The organism is Pseudomonas sp. CBS, assembly GCF_024734645.1.
Classification (GTDB): domain Bacteria; phylum Pseudomonadota; class Gammaproteobacteria; order Pseudomonadales; family Pseudomonadaceae; genus Aquipseudomonas.
The window spans coordinates 5,545,683-5,566,399 of record NZ_CP102929.1; the positions used below are offsets into that span (position 1 = coordinate 5,545,683).

Annotated in this window: 16 protein-coding genes; 6 read left to right on the forward strand and 10 right to left on the reverse strand. The window is 61.5% G+C overall.

The genetic code is table 11. From position 1 onward, the window contains the following. The first annotated feature begins 26 nt into the window (after positions 1-26). The 3 genes from NVB75_RS25270 (at position 27) to NVB75_RS25280 (ending at position 4,710) form a co-directional block, all read left to right on the forward strand. Positions 27-1,001, forward strand: a complete 975-nt coding sequence (locus NVB75_RS25270) for a GTP-binding protein (RefSeq protein WP_178903560.1) — start codon at positions 27-29, stop codon at positions 999-1,001. Beyond that, positions 998-2,170, forward strand: a complete 1,173-nt coding sequence (locus tag NVB75_RS25275) for a PotD/PotF family extracellular solute-binding protein (protein ID WP_219273888.1) — start codon at positions 998-1,000, stop codon at positions 2,168-2,170. Before NVB75_RS25270 ends, NVB75_RS25275 begins: the two co-directional genes overlap by 4 nt. Before the next feature lie 203 nt (positions 2,171-2,373). After that, positions 2,374-4,710 carry a bifunctional diguanylate cyclase/phosphodiesterase gene (locus NVB75_RS25280; RefSeq protein WP_258343826.1) on the forward strand — a complete coding sequence of 779 codons (2,337 nt, stop codon included), beginning with the start codon at positions 2,374-2,376 and terminating at the stop codon, positions 4,708-4,710. A 60-nt stretch (positions 4,711-4,770) separates the two neighbouring features. Here NVB75_RS25280 and NVB75_RS25285 read toward each other — a convergent pair whose 3' ends face one another. The 6 genes from NVB75_RS25285 to NVB75_RS25310 all read right to left on the reverse strand — a co-directional run bounded on the left by NVB75_RS25285 (position 4,771) and on the right by NVB75_RS25310 (position 12,908). Continuing rightward, positions 4,771-7,188, reverse strand: a complete 2,418-nt coding sequence (locus tag NVB75_RS25285) for a glucose/quinate/shikimate family membrane-bound PQQ-dependent dehydrogenase (RefSeq protein WP_258343827.1) — start codon at positions 7,186-7,188, stop codon at positions 4,771-4,773. 100 nt (positions 7,189-7,288) lie between these two features. Beyond that, a complete protein-coding gene (locus NVB75_RS25290; protein WP_258343828.1) occupies positions 7,289-8,626 on the reverse strand; it encodes a carbohydrate porin in 1,338 nt (445 codons plus the stop codon). A gap of 213 nt (positions 8,627-8,839) precedes the next feature. Continuing rightward, positions 8,840-10,117 (reverse strand): type II toxin-antitoxin system HipA family toxin, encoded by a 1,278-nt coding sequence (locus tag NVB75_RS25295; protein ID WP_258343829.1) that lies wholly within the window; start codon positions 10,115-10,117, stop codon positions 8,840-8,842. Continuing rightward, a complete protein-coding gene (locus NVB75_RS25300) occupies positions 10,114-10,563 on the reverse strand; it encodes a helix-turn-helix domain-containing protein (RefSeq protein WP_076017584.1) in 450 nt (149 codons plus the stop codon). The genes NVB75_RS25295 and NVB75_RS25300 overlap by 4 nt, the downstream gene beginning before the upstream one ends. Positions 10,564-10,701: 138 nt before the next feature. Further along, positions 10,702-11,952, reverse strand: coding sequence for an aspartate aminotransferase family protein (locus tag NVB75_RS25305; RefSeq protein WP_258343830.1), 1,251 nt, complete (start codon positions 11,950-11,952; stop codon positions 10,702-10,704). Positions 11,953-12,041: 89 nt separating this feature from the next. Beyond that, complete coding sequence (locus NVB75_RS25310) at positions 12,042-12,908, reverse strand: LysR substrate-binding domain-containing protein (RefSeq protein WP_375378887.1); 867 nt, start codon at positions 12,906-12,908, stop codon at positions 12,042-12,044. 194 nt (positions 12,909-13,102) lie between these two features. Here NVB75_RS25310 and NVB75_RS25315 point away from each other — a divergent pair, with 194 nt between their 5' ends. Beyond that, positions 13,103-14,131, forward strand: a complete 1,029-nt coding sequence (locus tag NVB75_RS25315; RefSeq protein ID WP_258343832.1) for an amino acid ABC transporter substrate-binding protein — start codon at positions 13,103-13,105, stop codon at positions 14,129-14,131. Between the two features lie 5 nt (positions 14,132-14,136). On the opposite strand, the gene NVB75_RS25320 is transcribed toward NVB75_RS25315, so the two are convergent. From NVB75_RS25320 to NVB75_RS25335, 4 genes are all read right to left on the reverse strand, one after another. Beyond that, on the reverse strand, positions 14,137-15,150 hold the full coding sequence (locus NVB75_RS25320) for a GGDEF domain-containing protein (RefSeq protein WP_258343834.1): 1,014 nt from the start codon (positions 15,148-15,150) through the stop codon (positions 14,137-14,139). Between the two features lie 139 nt (positions 15,151-15,289). After that, a complete protein-coding gene (locus NVB75_RS25325; protein ID WP_258343836.1) occupies positions 15,290-17,209 on the reverse strand; it encodes an alkaline phosphatase D family protein in 1,920 nt (639 codons plus the stop codon). Between the two features lie 137 nt (positions 17,210-17,346). Continuing rightward, entirely contained in the window at positions 17,347-17,592 is a 246-nt protein-coding gene (locus NVB75_RS25330; protein WP_258343838.1) for a hypothetical protein, read from the reverse strand. Then, a complete protein-coding gene (locus NVB75_RS25335; protein ID WP_258343839.1) occupies positions 17,582-18,370 on the reverse strand; it encodes a VacJ family lipoprotein in 789 nt (262 codons plus the stop codon). Before NVB75_RS25335 ends, NVB75_RS25330 begins: the two co-directional genes overlap by 11 nt. A gap of 164 nt (positions 18,371-18,534) precedes the next feature. On the opposite strand from NVB75_RS25335, the gene NVB75_RS25340 reads away from it, so the two are divergent. Together NVB75_RS25340 and NVB75_RS25345 are read left to right on the forward strand one after the other, a co-directional pair. After that, positions 18,535-19,245, forward strand: a complete 711-nt coding sequence (locus NVB75_RS25340; RefSeq protein ID WP_258343840.1) for a response regulator — start codon at positions 18,535-18,537, stop codon at positions 19,243-19,245. Further along, complete coding sequence (locus NVB75_RS25345) at positions 19,242-20,561, forward strand: ATP-binding protein (protein WP_258343841.1); 1,320 nt, start codon at positions 19,242-19,244, stop codon at positions 20,559-20,561. Before NVB75_RS25340 ends, NVB75_RS25345 begins: the two co-directional genes overlap by 4 nt. Positions 20,562-20,717 lie beyond the last annotated feature (156 nt).

Here is a 20,717-nt window from a genome sequence, read left to right on the forward strand (position 1 = left end):
CAGGGGGCCAGCAACGAGGTAGAACTATGAGCATCGCCCTGAACGTCATCACCGGCTTCCTCGGCAGCGGCAAGACCACCTTGCTCAAGCGCTTGCTGCAAGGCGAAAGCCTCGGCGACACGGCGTTGCTGATCAATGAATTCGGCGACGTCGGCATCGACCATCTGCTGGTGGAAGAAGTGGCGCCGGACACGGTGCTGCTGCCCAGCGGTTGCGTCTGCTGTTCGATTCGCGGCGAGTTGAAAGACGCCTTGCTCGGCCTGTTGCAGCGCCGTGAGCGCGGCGAGATTCCAGCCTTCAAACGGGTGATCCTGGAAACCACCGGCCTGGCCGACCCGGCGCCAATCCTCGCCACGCTGAACAACGATGTGCAGCTTCGCGGGCGCTTTCATATCGGCCTGGTCGTGACGCTGGTGGACGCCAGCCACGCCGCCTTGCAAGAGCGCCTGCACCCCGAATGGCTGGCGCAAGTGGCCGCCGCGGATCGCCTGCTGTTGAGCAAGACCGATCTCGTCGAAGACTGTGGCCCGTTGCGCTTGCACTTGCAGGCACTGAACGCCGGTACGCCGATCCTCAATACCTGCGATATCGACAGCGGTGAACAACTGCTGCTTGGCGAAGGCCTGCGCAGCGCCGAACCCGCTGCCGAAGTCAGCCGCTGGAAACTCCATCAAACCACCGCCGCCAACCACGGCGCCGCACAAGTCTGCTGCCTGACCTTTGATCAGCCGTTGGATTGGGTCGGCTTCGGGGTCTGGTTATCGATGCTGTTAAGATGCCACGGCGAACGTATTCTTCGCGTCAAAGGACTGCTCAACGTGAACGCCAGTAACGCTCCCATCGTCATTCATGGCGTGCAGCATTGCCTGCATGCCCCGGTTCACCTGCCTGCCTGGCCGGGGACCGATCGGCAATCACGCCTGGTGTTTATCCTGCGCGGTCTCGACCCGGCGTTGCTGCGTCGTTCCTTCGAAGTGTTCTCCAGAAGGTTCGCCGCATGATCACGCTTCGCGTCCTCGGTACCTCGGTGACCTTGCTTGAATGCCTGCGTGTGCGAGCGGAAAAAGAGCTGGGTATTCGTCTGGTGTACCAAGTGCACGATGTGGAGCAGGCCCAGCGCATCGCGGTGATGCAACCGGACAGCTACGACCTCTACGACCAGTGGTTTCACAACGTCGATTTCGTGTGGCCGGCCCGGGCGATCCAGCCGATCGACACCCGGCGCATTGCGCTGTGGCACGAGATCAACGACCTGCCCAAGCGCGGACGTTTGTCCGCCAACGACCGTCTGGGCAGCGGCAGTGTGCCCAGCGAGCGCCTGTTCGTGCAGCACGATGGCAGCCTCGGCAGCACCGTGACCGAACGCATCAGCATGCTGCCCCTGACCCACAACGCCGACAGTTTCGCCTACCGCCCCGAGCGCTTGCCCGAAGGGTTCAACCGCGCCAACGAGAGCTGGGGCTGGCTGCTCGACCCGGCCTGGGGCGCACGTACCGCGCTGCAGAGTGACGCCGCCATCGGCGCCCTCGATGCTGCACTGGCGGTGCAAGGCGCGGGACTCGCGAGCTTCAAGGACATCGGCAACATGAGCATCGAAGAGATCGATGTGCTGGCGGATATTCTGGTGCGCAAGCAGAAGGAAGGGCACTTCGCGGCGTTCTGGTCGGATGACGAAGAGGCGGCGCAACTGATGCTCAGCCCGAGCATCGACATTCAGAGCCTGTGGTCACCGACCCTGATGCGCCTGCACCGGGCCGGGGTCAAATACCGCTTGGCGGTGCCCCGTGAAGGGTATCGCGCCTGGTTCGGCGGGTTGTCGCTGTCGCGCCATGCCAAGGGCCCGGTGCTGGATGCGGCCTATGCCTACCTCAACTGGTGGCTGTCCGGCTGGCCAGGTGCGGTGATGGCGCGCCAGGGGTATTACATCGGCAACCCGGCCCGCAGCCGTGATCACCTGAGCAGCGCCGAGTGGGACTACTGGTATGCCGGCCTGCCCGCACGGGAAGAGCTGCTGGGCAGCGATGGCTTGCCGCTGATTGACGTGGGCGAGGTGCGCGACGGCGGCTCCTATGAGCAGCGCATGGGGCATATCGCGGTGTGGAACTCGGTGATGGACGAGCACAACTACCTGGTGCGGCGCTGGGGGGATTTCATGCGGGCGCGTAGCTGAGGCAGAGGCTTGTCGCCAATTTAATGACACCGAAGTTCCCGTATTTATTGGATGCACTTCTTCCTTTGCGCAGCTAGTCTGGATAGTTCGAATGTCCTTTTAAAAAGGACGTTTATTTGACGCCGGTTCAGCTGTCGCGAGGGACGCGTATGACGAAGGGACATTTCGGCTGGAGGGGACAGGCGCTGCCAGAGGGCAACCAGATGAGGTGGCGCCATACGTTTCAAACCCGGATCGCCGGGGTGCTGGCGCTGCTGTTACTGGTGGTCGTGGCGGCGGTGTATTTCGCCGTGAAGACCGCGACTAACCGCGCCGTGGAAAACCAGGCCCAGGTGCAACTGGAAACCGGCAGCCAGGTGTTCGAACGCTTGCTCGACCTGCGTGGCCGGCGTCTGCAATACGGCTTGAACTGGCTCACGGCAGACCTGCCCTTCCGCCAGTCTGTCGCCGAGGGCGAGCCCGCCGAGATTCTTGCTGCCCTGCGCCGACATGGCACCGGTCTGACGTCCAGTGAAGTGTTTGTGCTGGGTCTCGACGGCAAGGTGATGGTCAGCACGTTACAGGCGTTGACCCCCGGCCAGGCCTTTCCTTACAACAACGCCTTGCGCCAGGCCCGGCGCAGCGGCCTGCAAATGTTGATCGTGGCCCTGGATGGCCGGCCTTTTCTGCTGGTACAGCAGGAAGTCGTCGACCCCACACCGAATGCCCTTGTTGTCATGGGCCTGCCCATGGACGAAATCTTTGCCAGTGAATTGCGCTCCATGAGCAACCTGGAAGTGTCGTTCCTCAGTGTGCAGCACGGCCAGCCTGGCGAATTGTTCAGCACTCAGCCCGAGGCATTCCAGGCATCAATTGCCAGCGACTTGCAGGCTCCGTATATCAATCCCGTGGCGCAACTGAACCTGTTTCACGGCCAGCGTTATCTCAGCCAGGTGCTGCCTTTGGGCAACACGGCAGAGGGCGGTGAGGTGCGGGTGCTGCTGCAAAGCCCGCTGGACCACGCCCTTGAATCTTTCGCGCCACTGGACCGGCAATTTCTCGTGATCGCCCTGGTGGTGCTGCTGGTGTCGTTGGCGGGCGCATTGTTTTTGGCGCGGAGAGTTTCGCGTCCCCTCAATGCGCTGGTGCAGGCGGCCGAGCGTATCGGCGCCGGTGACTATCGGACGCCGGTGCGGGTGCGCAGCCATGATGAGTTCGGCCTGCTGGCCCAGGCCTTCAACGCCATGCAAACCGGGATCGCCGTGCGCGAGCGGCAACTGGCCCACAACGCGCTGCACGATCCGCTCACCGGCCTGCCCAACCGGGCGCTGGCCATGGAGCGCCTGGGCAGTGCCATCAGCGCCGGTCGGCCCGTGGTGTTGCTTTACCTGGGGATCGAGAACTACCGCGTGATCAACGAAGGCTATGGCCCGGAAGGCGTGGAAGAAATGCTCCGTGAAGCCAGCCGCTGCCTGCTGTCGAGCCTCTCGGCCAGTGACACCGCTGCGCGCATCACCGGCAGCGAGTTTTTGCTGCTGCTGGAAAACACCGAGATTGACCGCGTCGTGGCCCTGGCTGACCGCCTGTATGGGCTGCTGACCGAGCCCCAACGCATTGGCGGTGATGAACTGCGCCATGAAGTGAGCATCGGCATCGCCGCTTACCCGGCCGACGGCCAGCAGGTTGAAGAGCTGATCAGCCGCGCCGCCATCGCCCGTCACGATGCGGCAGCGTTCCCCGGTTATTTACAGATCTACCAACAGGACCGCGACCTCGCCCACCAACGCCAGATCAGCCTGATCCGTGACCTGCGCCGGGCGCCGACGGAGGGCGAGTTGTACCTGTGTTATCAGCCCAAGCTCGACCTGCACCATGGGCATGTGAGCCAGGCCGAAGCGCTGTTGCGCTGGCAGCATCCGACCCTCGGGCTGGTATCGCCCGCCGAGTTCATTCCCTTGGCCGAGCGCACCGGCAGCATGGGCAACCTTACCCACTGGGTGATCGAAGAAGCCATTCGGCAATTGGCCGAGTGGCAGGTGCGCGGGTTGCAGGTGCAGTTGTCGGTCAACATCTCGGTGGATGACCTGGCCGATGACAGCCTGGCCCTGCGGGTGACCGAGCTGTTGGCGCGCTACGGCGTATCGGCCCGGCAACTGATTTTCGAAATCACCGAAAGCGCGATCATGCACAACCCGGTGCAGGCCCTCAGTGTGCTGGAGCAACTGCGCGGTTGTGGCATCAGCCTGTCGGTGGACGACTTCGGCACCGGCTATTCATCCCTGGCGCAACTGCAACGCCTGCCGGTGCAGGAGCTGAAGATCGACCAGTCGTTCGTGCGCAATCTCGACAGCACCTCCGGCGACGGCGTGATCGTGCGGTCGACCATCGAAATGAGCCACAACCTGGGACTCAAGGTGGTGGCTGAAGGGGTGGAGTTCGAGCCCAGCCTCAAGCTGCTCAAGCTCTGGAAGTGCGACACGGCCCAAGGCTATTTGATCAGCCGGCCCTTGAACGCCATGGCTTTCGAAATGTGGATGCGCCGCGAACGCATGCCGGTGTGACGGCACAAAAAAAGGCGGCTACCCATGAGGTAGCCGCCTTTGTCTTGCTGCCGGTGTTACTTAATCCGGCAGTTTGAACGCCATCACATAGTCGCCCTGCTTGGTGCCCAGGGAACCATGACCGCCGGCCATGACCAGCACGTACTGCTTGCCGTCCTTGCCGGTGTAGGTCATCGGTGTGGTTTGCGCGCCTGCTGGCAGGCGGCCTTCCCACAGTTGCTTGCCGTTTTTCACGTCATAGGCACGCAGGTACTGGTCAAGGGTACCGCTGAGGAAGGACACGCCACCGGCCGTGGTGAAGGTCCCGCCCAGGCTTGGTACGCCCATGGTCAGTGGAATCGGAACCGGCGAGCTGTCACGCACGGTGCCGTTCTTGTGCATCCAGATGGTCTGGTGGTTGGTCAGGTCGACCGCGGCCACATAACCCCACGCCGGCGCCTGGCACGGCAGGCCCAGTGGCGACAGCATGGCTTCAAGGATCACGCCGTACGGCGCGCCTTTGTTCGGCTGCACGCCTTCGGTTTCGCTGACCCGTGGGCCTTGTTTGGCGATGTCGGCGGCCGGGATCAGTTTCGATTTGAACGCCATGTAGCTCGGGTTCACGAATGCAATCTGGCGAACCGGGTCGACGGAAATGCCACCCCAGTCGAACACGCCAAAGTTACCCGGGTAAACGATCGAGCCTTGCAGCGATGGCGGGGTGAACGGACCGTCGTAGCGCATGGATTTGAAATCAATCCGGCACAGCATCTGGTCGAACGGCGTCACGCCCCACATGTCACGCTCCTTGAGGGGCGGTGGCATGAAGTTCAGGTCCGATTTCGGTTGGGTCGGTGCGGTGTGATCGCCGGCCACTGCGCCTTGCGGTACAGGGATTTCATTGATCGGCACCACGGGCTGACCGTTGGTGCGGTCCAGGGTGTAGATGCTGCCTTGCTTGGTCGACGCCATTACCGCTTGCTTCACGCCGTCAGCGGTCTTGATGTCGATCAGCGAAGGCTGGCCGCCCACGTCCATGTCCCACAGGTCATGGTGAGTGAACTGGAAGGTCCACTTCACATGGCCGCTGTCGATGTCCAGGGCAGTCAGGCCGGCGCTGTACTTCTCCGAGTCCGGAGTCCGGTCGCCGCCGTACTGGTCGGGCATCTGGTTACCCATCGGCAGGTAGAGCATGCCGAGTTTTTCATCCACCGCGAACATCGACCACATGTTTGGCGAGTTGCGGGTGTAAGTCTTGCCCTCGGCCAACGGGGTGGTGTCGTCCGGGTTGCCGCTGTCCCAGTTCCACACCAGCTTGCCGGTGTGCACGTCGAACGCGCGGATCACGCCGCTTGGCTCGTCGGTGGAGACGTTGTCGGTCACGTGACCGCCGATCACTACCAGGTTCTTGGTAACGGCCGGTGGCGAGGTGGAGTAGTAACCGCCCGGGGCGAAGGTGCCGATGTTGGCACGCAGGTCGACCTGGCCTTTGTCACCGAAGTCTTCGCACATCTTGCCGGTGTCGGCGTTCAGGGCGATCAGACGGGTGTCGGCGGTAGGTACGAAGATGCGTTTCGGGCAGGCATTCGGCGCGGCGGCCGGGCTGGCGCTGCCAGTCGGGCTTTGCTCGGAAGCGTAGACCGCGTCATCGTGATACGACACGCCACGGCAGGTCATGTGCGCCCAGCCCTTGAAGTTGGCAGCACCTTCGCTGCTGATCTTCGGGTCGAAACGCCAGATTTCCTTGCCGGTGTCCGGGTCCAGGGCAATGACCTGGCTGTGTGGTGTACACACGTAGAGCATGCCGTTGACTTTCAGCGGGGTGTTTTCCGCGGTGGTTTCACCGGGATCGCCTGGGCCAGGGATGTCGCCAGTACGGAAGGTCCAGGCTGGAACCAGCTTGTGGGCGTTTTCCGGAGTGATCTGCGCGAGTGGCGAGTAACGGTCGCCGAAGGCCGAACGGCCATAGGAGTTCCAGTCACCATCCGCCTGGGCTGGCGCGGCGCTGGCCATGCCTGGCACCGCATCGCGGTCCAGTTGGCCTTTTTTGACCATGGCACCCGGGTCGGTGAATTGGCTGGCCAAGGCAGCAGCACCCGCCAGCACGACGGCGACGCTCAGGGCGCCTGTGCCCAGCGGCGCGGCTTGGCCACGCAGCAACGGACGGCGGAACCACGGGAGCAGCATGACGATGCCGAGGGCGAACAGCAGGGCCAGGCGCGGCACCAACTGCCACCAGTCCAGGCCGACTTCCCACAGCGCCCAGACGGTGCTGGCAAACAGCACCAGTGCGTACAAGCCCAGCGCCGCGCGGCGTGTTGCGAGTAGCAACAGGCCGGTGACGGTGATGCCGAGACCGGCCAGCAGGTAATACAGCGACCCGCCGAGCATGCTCAGCTTGATCCCCCCGGCCAACAAGGCCAGGCCCATTATCAGCAGCAAGATCCCCAGTAGCCTGGGCAGCAGGCGACTTGGACTTGAAGCACCATCAGTGCTCATAGTGTGGTTCTCCGTTACGTTTTCAATTGATTGCGCACAGTTCACTGTAGATGACGTTCCGGCGCAGGCTTGGTTCAGGGCAAATTAGCTTTATTCAGAATCAGAACGAGCTTTGCAGCTTGATCCCGCCGATCAGCGCGTCATCCACCTGGGCCACGGCTCCGGGGTGACGGATGTATTGCAGGTTCGGGCGTACGGTCAGCCAGTGGGTGACGTGGATGCCGTAATAGAGTTCGGCGCTGTATTCGGTGTGTTGAATCGGCATATAGGCCGGGTCATCGAAGTCGTACACCGCACGGGCCTGGTTGCTCGCCTCGGCATTCTTGCGATAGGCCGGGTTGACGTGCACCCGGGCCACGGCAAAGCCGATATCGTCCTTGGCGCGGGCGTCAAACGGGCCCTTGTAGACCACGCCGGCCTGCACGTAGTTATCCACAGCGTTGGTTTTCTTGTCGTGCATCGTGCCGTTGGCGAACACGCTCAAGCCTCGCGAATGGTCGCTGGCCAGGCTGGTGACTTGTTGTTGCACACCCAGCCACACCCCATGTTTGCTGGAGGCGCTGCGATAGGCTTCGCCGCTGAGGGCTGCCGGCTGGTCGTTGCGGTCTTTATAGACGTCGCTGGCTTTGGCGCTGCTGTAGTAGTAACCGGCGCGGTATTCGCCGGGCAGGCCGTTGAGCGTGGGCGTCCACACCAGTTCTACCGGGAGCAGGGCGCCTTGTGTGCCGCTGCCACTGAGCTTGAAGCCATTGCCGCGATCCAGGTTGGACGGATTTTGTTCATAGGCGCCGACCTGGGCGTACAACTCAGGCGTCAGGTGATACTTGACCCGCAACGCCCACTGGCTCACCGGCCAGTTGTACCAGATGCTGCCCACCCAGTTGCCGACCTGCGAGCCGCAGAACGCCAGGTTCTGGAAGTCGCAGGGGAAGCTGTTGAAGTCTTCGCCTTCGCCAAAACGCCCGGCCTTGATGTCGAGTTTCTGGTCGAAGAACTTCTGCTGATACCACATCTGCGTCAGGCGCCAGGTCTGGCCACGGCCCCAGACTTCCTGGGACGAGGTGAACCCGCCCACACGCGGATCATTGACGCGGTCGTTGGTGATGTTGTTGCCGCTGCGCTCGGTCACCGTCAACTGGAACTCCGCGTCATGCCAGCCGAGGATCTTCTGCAAATCCAGGTGCGTACCCAGGCCGAACTGATCGCTGTAGCGCGCGGTGCGGTCGTGGTCTGAGCCGCCGTGCAGGTTACTGCCCATCTCGCCGGTGTAGTCGAACTTGAAGTCGTAGCCTTGTTGAGACAGCGCTGTCCGAGTGCCGCCGAAATCACCCAGCATCCAGGGTGATTCAGCGTCAAAGGCAGGTGCAGCCTGGGCACAGTTGAACAGGCCGAACGGTAACAGCGCAGCGCACAGGCGCAGGTTTGGGAAAGCAGGCATAGGCAAAATGGAGTCTTAATATTTATGGTTTTGAAACGCCAACAGCGGCCTGGCGCGTTCGCACAAAGGCGTTGAACACGGGCGGTCGATGGTCTGATGGAATGATGAAACGTTTCACTTTGTTACTGACAAGGATAAAGCGCTGGCGAGGGGAGAGAAAGGGCTAAACGGAAGATGGATTCTTTCGGATTTGGTAATAGTGCCGTCGCTGGGTCATCGTGCGCCGTTGGACAACTTGAAGGCGGGGCTCATTTCGTCCTGCTCACGTCTTGAGATACCCACTGCATTGGCCAGCGTTGGCCACTGACTCACAACGCCCCTGAAACGTTCGATAAGCGTGTCGGCCTCCCGAAGTGGCACCCTGAAGATCCCGGCGACTGATCGCACCAATTCCAGATCAAGAGCGTTGTCATGTTCGCTGATATTGAGTTTCAGGCCATGACCGTAACGGTCGGGATTCATATCGTAGGCAGGAGAGAGCCGCCAGCCCCGTCCCGGTTCCAGCAGGAAGCCGTGGTTACGCAAGTGATCATCGGTATTGGAAACCAACACGTTAAACAGAATTCGACACCACAGTTCGCGCAAGTCAGCTTGGGTATCGGCGCCTTGCGTGATCAACACCCGCGCAAGTTCCAGGTAGCTGACGCCAGTCGAGGCATCGTCACCATCGGTATGCCCGGTCAAGGTCATGGCGGAGGCGAAATGCAAACGTCGACCCTGAGCAGACCGATCAAAACGTTTAACCCTGAAGCAGTGGTGCTCGCTGGCATAGCGTTCTGCATCCATGGGGGCGACGCGCAGACCGCAGCCCTCGGCGAGAGACCCAACGATGTATTCCCAGGCTCCCACATCGTGCTCATCGCGCAGGCTCGGAAACTTGGCAATCCAGAGATGTCCATCGGGGTCGACCACGCTGGCTTTAGGGCGTGCGCCACCCAGCGAGCCGCCGGGTGCGATCAACATCCGTAGCCAGTCGGTGCCTTCGACGGCGGTATTGTCGGTATCGTTTTCCAGGGCGCGGCTGGCTGCTTCCAGTTCCCGCAGTTTGATCAGTGGCGGCGCCGCCAGGCTGTCCTGATTGTCCAGAAAGGGGCCGTTCTCATCTTGCTTGAAACGCAACGCGCCGACGCGGAAGGTATCGTGTACACCCAACAGGAAGTCTGACTCCATAAGCCGAGTGTGGGGTGCAACTCTTGCCGCTCGTTTATCGCGTTCCAGCCGACGCTTCATCAGCATGCGCCCCCATCGGTCGGGGCTGGAGTCGGCAAATACACCGAAGGTATCGCGACCTTGCGGTGGGAACTGCGGGCCTTCGAACAAGCCTATGCGCGGGTCAAGTTGAGTCAGGCCCAACTGCGGATCAGCCAGCGCCTCACGGTCGTATTCAAACTCAAACAATTCACTTGGACCGCCTTGGCGCGCATGCAGTACGCCAAGGCGACGGGCATGATCGAGCCCATCCCAGTCGGCATAAACGAGAATACGGGTCATGGCTTGGATGACTCGTCACTGGAACGGCTGACGGGGTTGACGATCAGGGCCGAAAGTTTCGAGGCCGTTTGTGCCTGGGGGGAGACTGGGGGCGCGATGCTGACAGAAGACGTGTGTGCAGCCTTCTTCACGCGAGGCTTGGTTGCCCCCTGCTTTTTGTTTGTAAGCGCGGCGTCTTGCAGATGGCGTCCTACTGTGTCGGTTTCAGCGATCGAGGCGACATCCTGTTCGAGCCCGAGCACTTGCAATACGGACAGGTAGGCGCCGATAGTCACGCCCGTAGAGCCTCGCTCCAACGCACGCAGGGTCATGAGTGACATACCGGCACGCTCCGCTACTTGTTTGGCGGTGAGCTTGCGACGCAAGCGCGCCAAGCGCAGGCGTTCGCCCAAGTCCGCCAGCAATTGCTGGGTCATAGGGAGTAGCGGAGCGGTTTTGTTGGCCATGGATGCAATTATTCCGGCGCTTTCGGTGTTAATATGCAGGAATAATAGCACTATTGGTGAGCAGTGGAACTGCAATTATTTTGGCTGTTTTGTAGTTTTATGGCTAAAATAATTGCAGTTTTTTTATCGTGGGTTGGCCTAAACCGACTTCAGCAAACACCCTTCAAGAATATCCAGCCCTTCCTCCAGCACCGCCGCCTCAATCGTCAACGGAGCCAGCAGCCGGATAATGTGCCGCGATTTGCCGCTGGGCATCAGCAACAGTCCAGACTCGCGGGCAAGCGCCAGCAGTTGGGTCAGCTGTTGTGGTGCCGGGCTGCCGTCGGCGTTGGCCAGTTCGATGCCGCGCATGGCGCCAACGCCGGTCAAGCGGCCGAGGTACGGCGAGAGCTTTTTCGAACGCCATGATTCATAGCGGCTGACGATGGCTTCTTCCTGCTGCGTGCCCCAACTTTTCAGGTGTTCATCCGTCATTTCATCCAGGGTCGCCAACGCCGCCGCGCAAGCAATCGGGTTGCCGGAATAGGTGCCGCCCAGGCCGCCTTTGGGCAGGTTGTCGAGCAAGGTTTTGCGACCGACTACCGCGCCGAGCGGCACACCGCCGGCGATGCTTTTGCCCAGCAGAATCAGGTCAGGCTCGATGCCCAGGCGTGAGAACGCGAAGCGCTGGCCGGTACGGCCGAAGCCGGACTGAATTTCATCGGCAATCAGCAGGATATTTTTCTCGTCGCAAAAGCGGCGCAGGGCCTGGGCGAATTCTATGTCCAGGGTCAGGAAACCCCCTTCGCCCTGCACCGGTTCGATGATGAAACAGGCCACGTCGTTGACGTCGATTTCCACGCTGAACAGGCGGTCCATTGCCTTCAGCGCTTCGCCGCAGGTCACGCCGTTGTCGCGACTGGGGAATGGCAGGTGGAACACCGGCCCCGGCAGTACGCCGACTTTTTGTTTGTACGGCGCGACCTTGCCATTGAGGTTCAAAGTGGCCAGGGTGCGTCCGTGAAACGCCCCGTCAAAGGCGATGACCGCGGTGCGACCCGTCGCGCCGCGGACGATTTTCAAGGCGTTTTCCGCCGCTTCCGCGCCACTGTTGGTGAGCATTCCACTGACCGGGTAGTCCACCGGAATGAACGCGGTGAGACGGTCCATCAGTTCGATGTAGGGCGCGTGAGGCGCGGCGTTGAAGGCGTAATGGGTGAGCTTGGTCGCCTGCTCGCGGATTGCCTCAACCACACGCGGATGGCAATGGCCCAGGTTAAGCACGCCGATGCCGCCGACAAAGTCGATGTAGCGCTTGCCCGTGGTGTCCCAGACTTCGGCGTTCTTGCCATGGCTGAGGCTGATGGGGTGGACGATGGAAATCGACTGGCTGATGGTTTCGCGGCTCATGGATCCGAGACTCAAGAATGGGAGGCGTCCTTTTATCTAAGCCGCGAGCCGCCTTGCCCCGCAAACGAAATAAAGTCGCCGGGTCATTATTAAAAGTCGGGATGTGCTGTGAGGTACTCCACCATCCAGCTCAAAAAAGCCTGCACTTTTGGAATCCCCCCGGCATGTTCGGCATGGGCGATAAAGTGCGCGCCGGCGCTGGGCATCGTGTAATCCCACGGGATCATCAGGCTGCCGTTCGCCAATTCCTCGGCCACCAGATACTGCGGCACCAAGGCCACGCCATACCCCGATTGCGCTGCGCGAATGCACATGTAGAACGTGTCGAAGCGCGGCCCGTGGTAGCTGTTTTGCGAGTGCAGGCCTTGTTCCAGAAACCACTCGTGCCAGGCTTCAGGACGCGAGGTGCATTGCAGCAACGTATGGCGGGATGAGGCGTCGCTGCCAGCGGCAACAAACCCGGGGGCGCAGACCGGCACCACGGCTTCGCGAAACAACTCGATGCAGGTCGCTCCGGGCCACGATCCCTGGCCGAAGAAAAACGCGATATCCGCCTTGGCCTGCAACACGTCGAACGGCTCCAGTTCGTTGCGCACGTCCAGGTGGATATTGGGGTGGCGCGCGGCAAAATCCTTGAGCTTGGGCACCAGCCAGCGGTCACCGAAGGTCGGCTGTGTGGCAATGCGCAGCACTTCGGTTTCGCCGCCGTAGGTCAGGATGTAGCGACTGGAAATATCCACCTGGTTGAGGATCTTGCGTACTTCCTCCAGGTACAGCGAGCCTGCCGGCGACAGGTACAAACGCTGGCGCACCCGCTGGAACAACGGGTGGCAGAGCATCTCTTCCAGCTGCGCCACTTGCTTGCTCACCGCACTCTGGGTCAGGTGCAGCTCTTCGGCGGCGCGGGTGAAGCTCAAGTGGCGGGCGGCGGCTTCGAAGCACTGCAGGGCAGTCATCGAAGGGGTCAAGCGTTTCGAAATCACGGGATCGCAGATCCTTTCAAATAGCCGAGTTCATTCCAAATCGGAAGGAGCCTTTGCCTAAACGTCGTTTGTGGCCAAGGTGTAAAGCCGTTGATACTGACCGGCAACACTATAAACGGCGCGGGTTTTTGGCGCCGAATAATAAAGACCGACAGGGAGCGCCTTGCATGAAGAACATCAAATCCACGTTGGCGGCATTCACCGCCGCCGCAGTATTGGGCTTGGCCGGCAGCGCGCACGCGGGGGCGACCCTGGATGCGATCCAGAAAAAGGGCTTTATCCAGTGTGGGGTCAGCGATGGGTTGCCAGGTTTTGGCGTGCCCGACGCCAACGGCAAGATGACCGGCATCGATGTGGATGTGTGCCACGCCGTCGCCGCTGCGCTGTTTGGTGACGCGTCGAAAGTGAAGTTCAGCCAGTTGACCGCCAAGGAGCGCTTCACCGCGTTGCAGTCCGGCGAGATCGACCTGATTTCCCGCAACACCACCTGGACCAGTTCCCGCGACGCCGGCATGGGCATGGTGTTCACCGGTGTGACCTACTACGACGGCATCGGCTTTCTGGTGAACACCAAGCTCGGTGTGAAGAGCGCCAAAGACCTGGACGGCGCGACCATCTGCATCCAGGCCGGTACCACCACCGAGCTGAACGTCTCGGACTACTTCCGCTCCAACGGCCTGAAGTACACGCCGATCACATTCGACACCGCCGACGAAAGCGCCAAGGGCCTCGAAGCCGGCCGCTGCGACGTGCTGACCACCGACCAGTCGGGCCTGTACGCCCAGCGAATCAAGATGGCTCACCCGGATGAATTCGTGGTGTTGCCGGAAGTCATTTCCAAGGAGCCGCTGGGCCCGCTGGTGCGCAAGGGCGACGACGAGTGGTTCAGCATCGTCAAGTGGACGTTGTTCGCCATGCTCAATGCCGAGGAAATGGGCATCACCTCGCAGAACGTCGAAGAGCAGGCCAAGTCCACCAAGAACCCGGACGTCGCCCGTCTGCTGGGCGCAGACGGTGACTACGGCAAGGACCTGAAACTGCGCAAGGACTGGGTGGTACAGATCGTCAAGCAAGTGGGCAACTACAGCGAAGTGTTCGAGCGCAACATCGGCCAGGGCAGTGTGCTGAAGATCAAGCGTGGCCTGAATGCGCTGTGGAGCAACGGCGGTATCCAGTACGCGCCGCCGGTTCGCTGAAGGTTTTACTCAGACACGGTGTCCTTGCCCGCCGCCTTGGAGCGATACAACGCCTGATCGGCCCTGGCCATCAGGCTCGCGGGCGTTTCATCGTTGCGCCGCTCCACCACACCCAGGCTCAGCGTCACCTTGAAGTTGCCCACGGCGGGCAGCTCCTTGAGCACACAGCGCATCCGCTCGGCCAGTTCCCGCGCGGTTTCCAACGTGCTTTTGGGCACGATCACCATGAACTCATCACCGCCCCAGCGGGCCAGCAAGTCGCCGTGGCGCAAGCAGGCTTCCAGGCATTGCACCACATGCACCAGGGTTTCATCACCGACGGCATGGCCGTGTTGGTCGTTGATCGGCTTGAAGTCATCAACGTCCATGGCAATCAGCGACAGCGGCAGGCGAAACCGTTGGGCACGATCGCATTCTTCCAGCAGGACCCGCTCCAGCCGGTAACGATTGGCCACGCGGGTCAACGCGTCGCGTTCGGCCAGGGAGCGATTCTCATCCAGTTGCAACTGCAGTTGTTGATTGACCCGAGACAGCTCGCGGGTGCGTTCGGCCACCAGGGCTTCCAGGGATTGATTGCGTCGTTCCAGCTGTTCGATGGACTGTTTGCGTGCCTGAATGCTGCGGTGGGCACCGACCATGCGCGCCACCGAGCCGTCGTCGTTACGTGCGATCACGTAGCCACGGTCTTCGATCCACAGGTAGGAGCCGTCTTTCTTGCGGCAGCGGTATTCGGCTTGATAGTGAGTGGTGCGACGGTTGATGTAGTTATCGAACAGCACCATCACCTGAGGATAGTCATCCGGATGAATCACGTTTTCCCAGGTGAATACGCTGTTTTCCAGAGAGTGATGGGCGTACCCGAGCATTTCGTACCAGCCGGGGTTGCGGTAGACGAAACCGGTGTTGGCGTTCCAGTCCCAGATCCCGTCGCTGACCAGCTCCATGATGGCATGCAGCATGTCGGCGTTAAGGTCGGTAAAGTCGCTCCTTGATGGTTCTTGGCCGGATGTATCGTCCATTTCGCACTCCTTGCGTGGGGCTGGCTCTCATGGCCAGTTACTATTGACGCCGATACTCCTTGGCTGGCGGTACTGTACAACGGCGCTTTGGCGCTTAGAAGGGGTGCTTTGGTCTAGCTGGGGATATGGCCTAGAGCCACTATTTGCTGGGCGTCTGCCTTTGATTGGGCGCCACCATCCTCGTTCTCGGCGACCCATTGGCATTGTGCTGATAGATCGCCTCAGGCTGCCCTTGCTGGTTAAAAAACACCTGCCCGATCCCGGCAGAGTTCCACAACCGTTCACCCGCCTCGGCGTGTTCCGGAATATGCGGTTCAACCTGCATGGGCCTGCGTCGGGTCAGCCAGTTCAGCGGTGAGCGAGGCGAGTAGAGCCAGCGATTGAGGCGGTCGAACCATTCCAGCAGTCGCGGTGGGAATTCGTTCTTGATGCCGCTGCTGGTGATCTGCCAGATCTTCGGGCCGGCATTGCGGTGGCGGATCAGGATTTCGTAGACGAACGAGTAGTGCACGTCTCCGGACAGGATCACGTAGTTGCCTGGGGTGCGGGAATGGCGAAAGATGTTGAGGATCACCTGCGCCGCACCGCGATGGGCCATCCAGTTTTCCGCGTCCACCAGCAGCGGGTAGCCGCACCAACTGAAGGCCTTCTGCACGGTCTCGATCAGCTTGACGCCAAAGATGGGCGCGGGTGAAACGATGATCGCCGAAGGGTGATCCAGCAGTTCCTGTTGCAGTTCGCTTAACGCTTCCCAGTCCAGCAGGCCCGACGGTTGCTTGAGGTTGAACTCACTGCGCCAGCGCCGGGTGCGGGTGTCGAGTACTACCAGCGCGGGCGTGGTGGGCAGCACGTAATGCCATTGCTGGAACTTCAACAGTTCGTCTACCAGCTCATCCTGAGCGACCGCATCCAGGTAGTTGCCATGGGCCTGGGCGGTCAGGGCCAGGGTTTTGCCCAGCACGGTGTCAAACGCATCCGGGTTATTGCCCCAGCCCTGGCATAGCAGGTAAGCCAACAGCGCGTTGCCGATGATGCGCTTGGAGAACGGGTGGTCGTAGGCGGTTTCTTCCCATTGGGCGCTGAGGTTCCAGTCGTCGGTGATGTCGTGATCGTCGAAGATCATCAGGCACGAAAGGTGGGCCAATACCCTGGATACGCCGCCCAGGCCGTCCTGAAACTTGTCGATCTGCACTTGTTCGTGGGCGTAGCGTACGTGCCCTTCGGCGCGCAGTTGAGGTGCTTGCGGGTTGATCAGGCCCCACGGCACGGGCGACCAGGCCAGCAAGTACATTGCCATGACTTCGGCGAAGGTCACCAGGTGGTTATCGGCGCTGCTGCTGGTGAAAATCGGCTTCTTCACACCGCCAAAAAAACGTTCGCGCAAGGTCTCGTTGCTCTCCAGGGCGGGCAACAGATCGGCTCGATGGTAGTAGCTGGCCGCATGCTCATAGAGTGCTGCGCTGTTGTCGACGACGGCACCGTCGAGGTGTTCGTCGAACAGGCCGAGACGGGCAATCAACGCATGAATGGCCCTCAGCATCGGCCCCGCGACATCGTCGGCATAGACCTGGTCGCCGCTCATCATCAACAAGGCCGGGCGTTCTTCGACAGTGGTCGACTCGGCCAGCAGTCGGTCGACACACAGCAAACCGTCATCGGCGCGGTGGTGAGGCTTGCGGCATGAGCCGTGTACCAACTGATGGATGCGGCTGTGCAGGACGAAGTTCGGGCCTTGGGCGCCCGGATACAGCAGGTGCGGCGCCCATTCGGCGATGCCGGCACCGTTTACCAGCAGGTCGTAGCGGATGCTCACATCCTGGGGCAGGGCGTCGTCCAGCGGCACGTCGATCAGGTGGATAAAGGCCTGGCGCCCGACGGGCACGACCTGGCAGCGGCTGGCGTCCAGTTCGATATCCAGCGTCTCGCCTTGGGCGACTTGCAGCCTCAGGGTCAATGCCAGGGCACGACTTCCCACCAGCCACATCACCAGGCGCTGGGGTTCCAGGCGTCGCAGCAGCGGGCCGGCGAGTACAGCGGGAAGTGTGTCGGGGTGAGGCATCAAGGCAACGGCTCTGGGCAAGGTTGGGCCGAAAAGGTAACGCATTGAATGTCAGCGTTTTGTTAACACGCGATACCCGTGGGAGCGGCAAATTACCGGGCGCCCACTGGCCCGGGCTATAAACCTTTTATCTCAATTCATGACCGGGTGGCAGAAGGTTCGCCTTCAGCGATCATCCAGCGCAGTACGTCGCCCAGCGCCACACTGTGTTGCCGCTCGACCCAGCGCACTCCCTGCGGGCTGTACTGTTCGACATAGCGGCTCAGTACCAGGCGGCCCTGCTCCGACGACAGGCTCAGGCGGGTTTCCCGGCAGAGCAGGGCGCTGGCCCCGCGTCTGCGGACCTGCTGTTTCAGGACCAGTGAAGCTGAATCAGAAATCATCGCCGGCCCCCTTGGCGCAATCATCGGCCCGAGGCGACGTCGCCCCCTGCTTGCCTTCCTGCACAAAGGCCGCGCGGTGTTCGGCCACCACATTACGCAAGGCGCTGTAGTAGTCCGGTAGTTTTTGCAGGCTGTCGGTCAGCGGCAGCAGCGACGCGCGCGTGTCCACCGTGCCGCCTACCAGGCTGATGGTGTCCAGGGTTTGTACGGTATCGCTGTCGCCCAGCGGCGCCACCAGGAAGTTCAAGACCTTGCCCGCCGCATCGCGGCTGTTGCCGGTGCCCAGCAAAGGCAGTTCCACGATGGGGCCGTTGCCAATCCCCCACACGCCAAAGGTCTGGCCGAAGTCGGCGGTGTGACGAGGGATGCCCAGCGGGTCCGAAACATCAATCAACCCGACGATCCCCACGGTGGTGTTCACCGCAAAGCGTCCCAGCGTGTTGACCGAGCGCCGAGGGTTGCCTTGCAGCAGGTCGTTGATGAATACCTTGGGTTCGCTGAAGTTGCTGGCGAAGTTATGCACACCCTGCTGGAAAAAATCTGGCAGGTATCGGTAGCCCCGGGCTACAGGCGCCAGGGCATAGTCGTCCACCGCGCGGTTGAAGGCGAAGACGCCCCGGTTGACCGGCTCGGCAGGGTCATACACCGGGTAGGAAACCTGTGCGCAGCGTGTGGTACTCGCCACGTCGGCCGGGCTTGCGCAGCCCGTCAGGTAAGACACGGTCAGCAACAGCACGGCCTGGCGAGCCAGGTGCTGGGGGTACGTCAGCGAGCGCATAAGTACAGTCTCCGGAAAAAGGAGGCCGATGCTGGCATTCGAGGCTTGCGCAAAGATGTCTGCTTTATTGCGCCGTTGACGCTTTATTGCACGATTGAAATATATGACGAGCCGCCTCGAATGGTTTTAGATGGCGCATCCACAAGACCAAGTGATGCCCACCGGTGAGCCATCTTTTAATCGTGGACGATGACCTTGAGGTCCTCGCCCTGCTGAAGAAATTTTTTCTGCAACATGGCTACACGGTCGAGACCGCCGCCAACGGCCCCGACCTGTGGGCGGCCATGGAGCGCATGCCTGCCGACCTGATCATCCTCGACCTGATGCTGCCGGGGGATAACGGCCTGTTGCTGTGCCAACGCCTGCGCCAGCAATACGCGACGCCGGTGATCATGCTGACCGCCATGGGCGAGTTGAGTGATCGCGTGGTGGGCCTGGAAATGGGCGCCGATGACTACTTGAGCAAACCTTTCGACGCCCGTGAGCTACTCGCCCGGGTGCGCGCCGTGCTGCGTCGGGCGGGTGAGAGCCGGCCGACGTTGGGGGATGTGTCGCGCCCGTTGATTCGCTTCGCCGGTTGGCAACTGGACCTGACGCGCCGGGAGTTGCGCTCGCCGGACCAGGTGATGATTCCATTGTCGTCCGGAGAGTTCGACCTGCTGCTGGTGTTCGTCGAACACCCTCAGCGCGTGCTGACCCGCGAGCAATTGCTGAACCTGGCGCGGGGCCATAGCCACGACGCCTTCGACCGCAGCATCGACGTGCAGGTCAGCCGCCTGCGACGCAAGCTGGAGTTCGACACCAAGCGCCCGGCGATGATTCGCACGGTGCGTAACGGCGGTTACCAGTTCACCGTCGCGGTGACCCGCCCATGAGCCGCTTCAAACCCCGGGACACCGTGGCCCGCTGGATTGCCCTGACCATCCTGATTGCGATGCTCACTGCGCTGGCCTTCAACGCCTTGTTCGTGCAACTGGCAGGCGTTTGGGCCAGGCCGCCGTTGAGTGAAACGGGCCTGTTGGAAAAGGTCGCGGTGATCGTGCGGATGATCGAAGCCGCAGAGCCTTCCCAGCGCCCACCACTGACGCAGGCGGTGGGTGACGACAGTTTCAACGTGAGTTGGTCGGCCACCCGCGCAGGTATTGATGTGCCGATTCTGGAAGACCCGGTTTTTCATTCCGATCAGCTGTTTAAACAGCTGCTGAAGGGGCCGGAACGACGAATGGAGGTCTATGAGCCATCTGATTGGCCAGGCCCCGGCGGGCACTATGTGCTGATGGTGCAGCTGGTTGACCAATCGTGGCTGGTATTCAGCGCGCCGTCCCGCAGTTGGGGCCTGGCGGAAGGCCCGCGCAGCCTGGTGGTGCTGATGCTGGTGCTGATTTCCACCGCGTTGGTCACGCTGATTGCCACCCGGCGCCTGGCCCGGCCGTTACAGCATTTCACCCAGGGCGTACGCCGTTTCGGCGCCGACTTCCGTGCGCCGCCCGTTGAGCCGGTCGGCCCCCACGAAATCCGCCAGGCGATCCTTGCGTTCAACGGTATGCAGGCGCAGTTGCAGCACTTTATCCAGGACCGCACCCAGATGCTCGCCGCGATTTCCCATGACCTGCGTGCGCCGCTGACCCGCCTGCGCCTGCGGGGTGAATTTATCGAGGATGCCGACCAGCAGCACCGCCTGTTCCGGGATGTCGACGAGATGCAGGCGATGATCAACACCGCTCTGGCGTTCTTTCGTGACGATGCGCGTCTGGAACAGGCCACCCAACTGGACCTCGCTGAGTTGCTGCAAACGCTGATTGACGACTACCGCGACCAGTCCATCGACATCACCTTCAATGGCCCGCCACGGCTGGTGTATTTCGGTCGCCCGTTGGGGCTCAAGCGAGTGATGACCAACCTGATGGACAACGCGATCCACTATGGGCTGGCGCCTGAAATCGAACTGCAACAGAGTACGGGCGTGGTGACGGTTCGGGTACTGGACCGTGGCCCGGGCATCCCCCAGGAGCGGCATGAGCAGGTGTTCCTGCCGTTCTTTCGGCTGGAAGGCTCACGCAATAAAAGTACCGGCGGGGTCGGTTTGGGCCTTTCCACGGCACGGGCGATTGTCCTGGAACACGGTGGAACGCTGACGTTGGAGAATCGCCCGTGTGGCGGGTTGGCCGCTGTGGTGGTGTTGCCGGTTTAGGCAGGCTTAAACCGTCACGGCAAATTGCCTTTTCCCAGATCAGTCAGATTACCGCTGTTCGACTGATAACGTTGCTGGTTGGAGCTGCTGCGCGAGGGCTCATCGTTTGGTTTGAGGGCCGGCTGAACAGGTTGGACGGGTTGAGTGGCTTGAGGC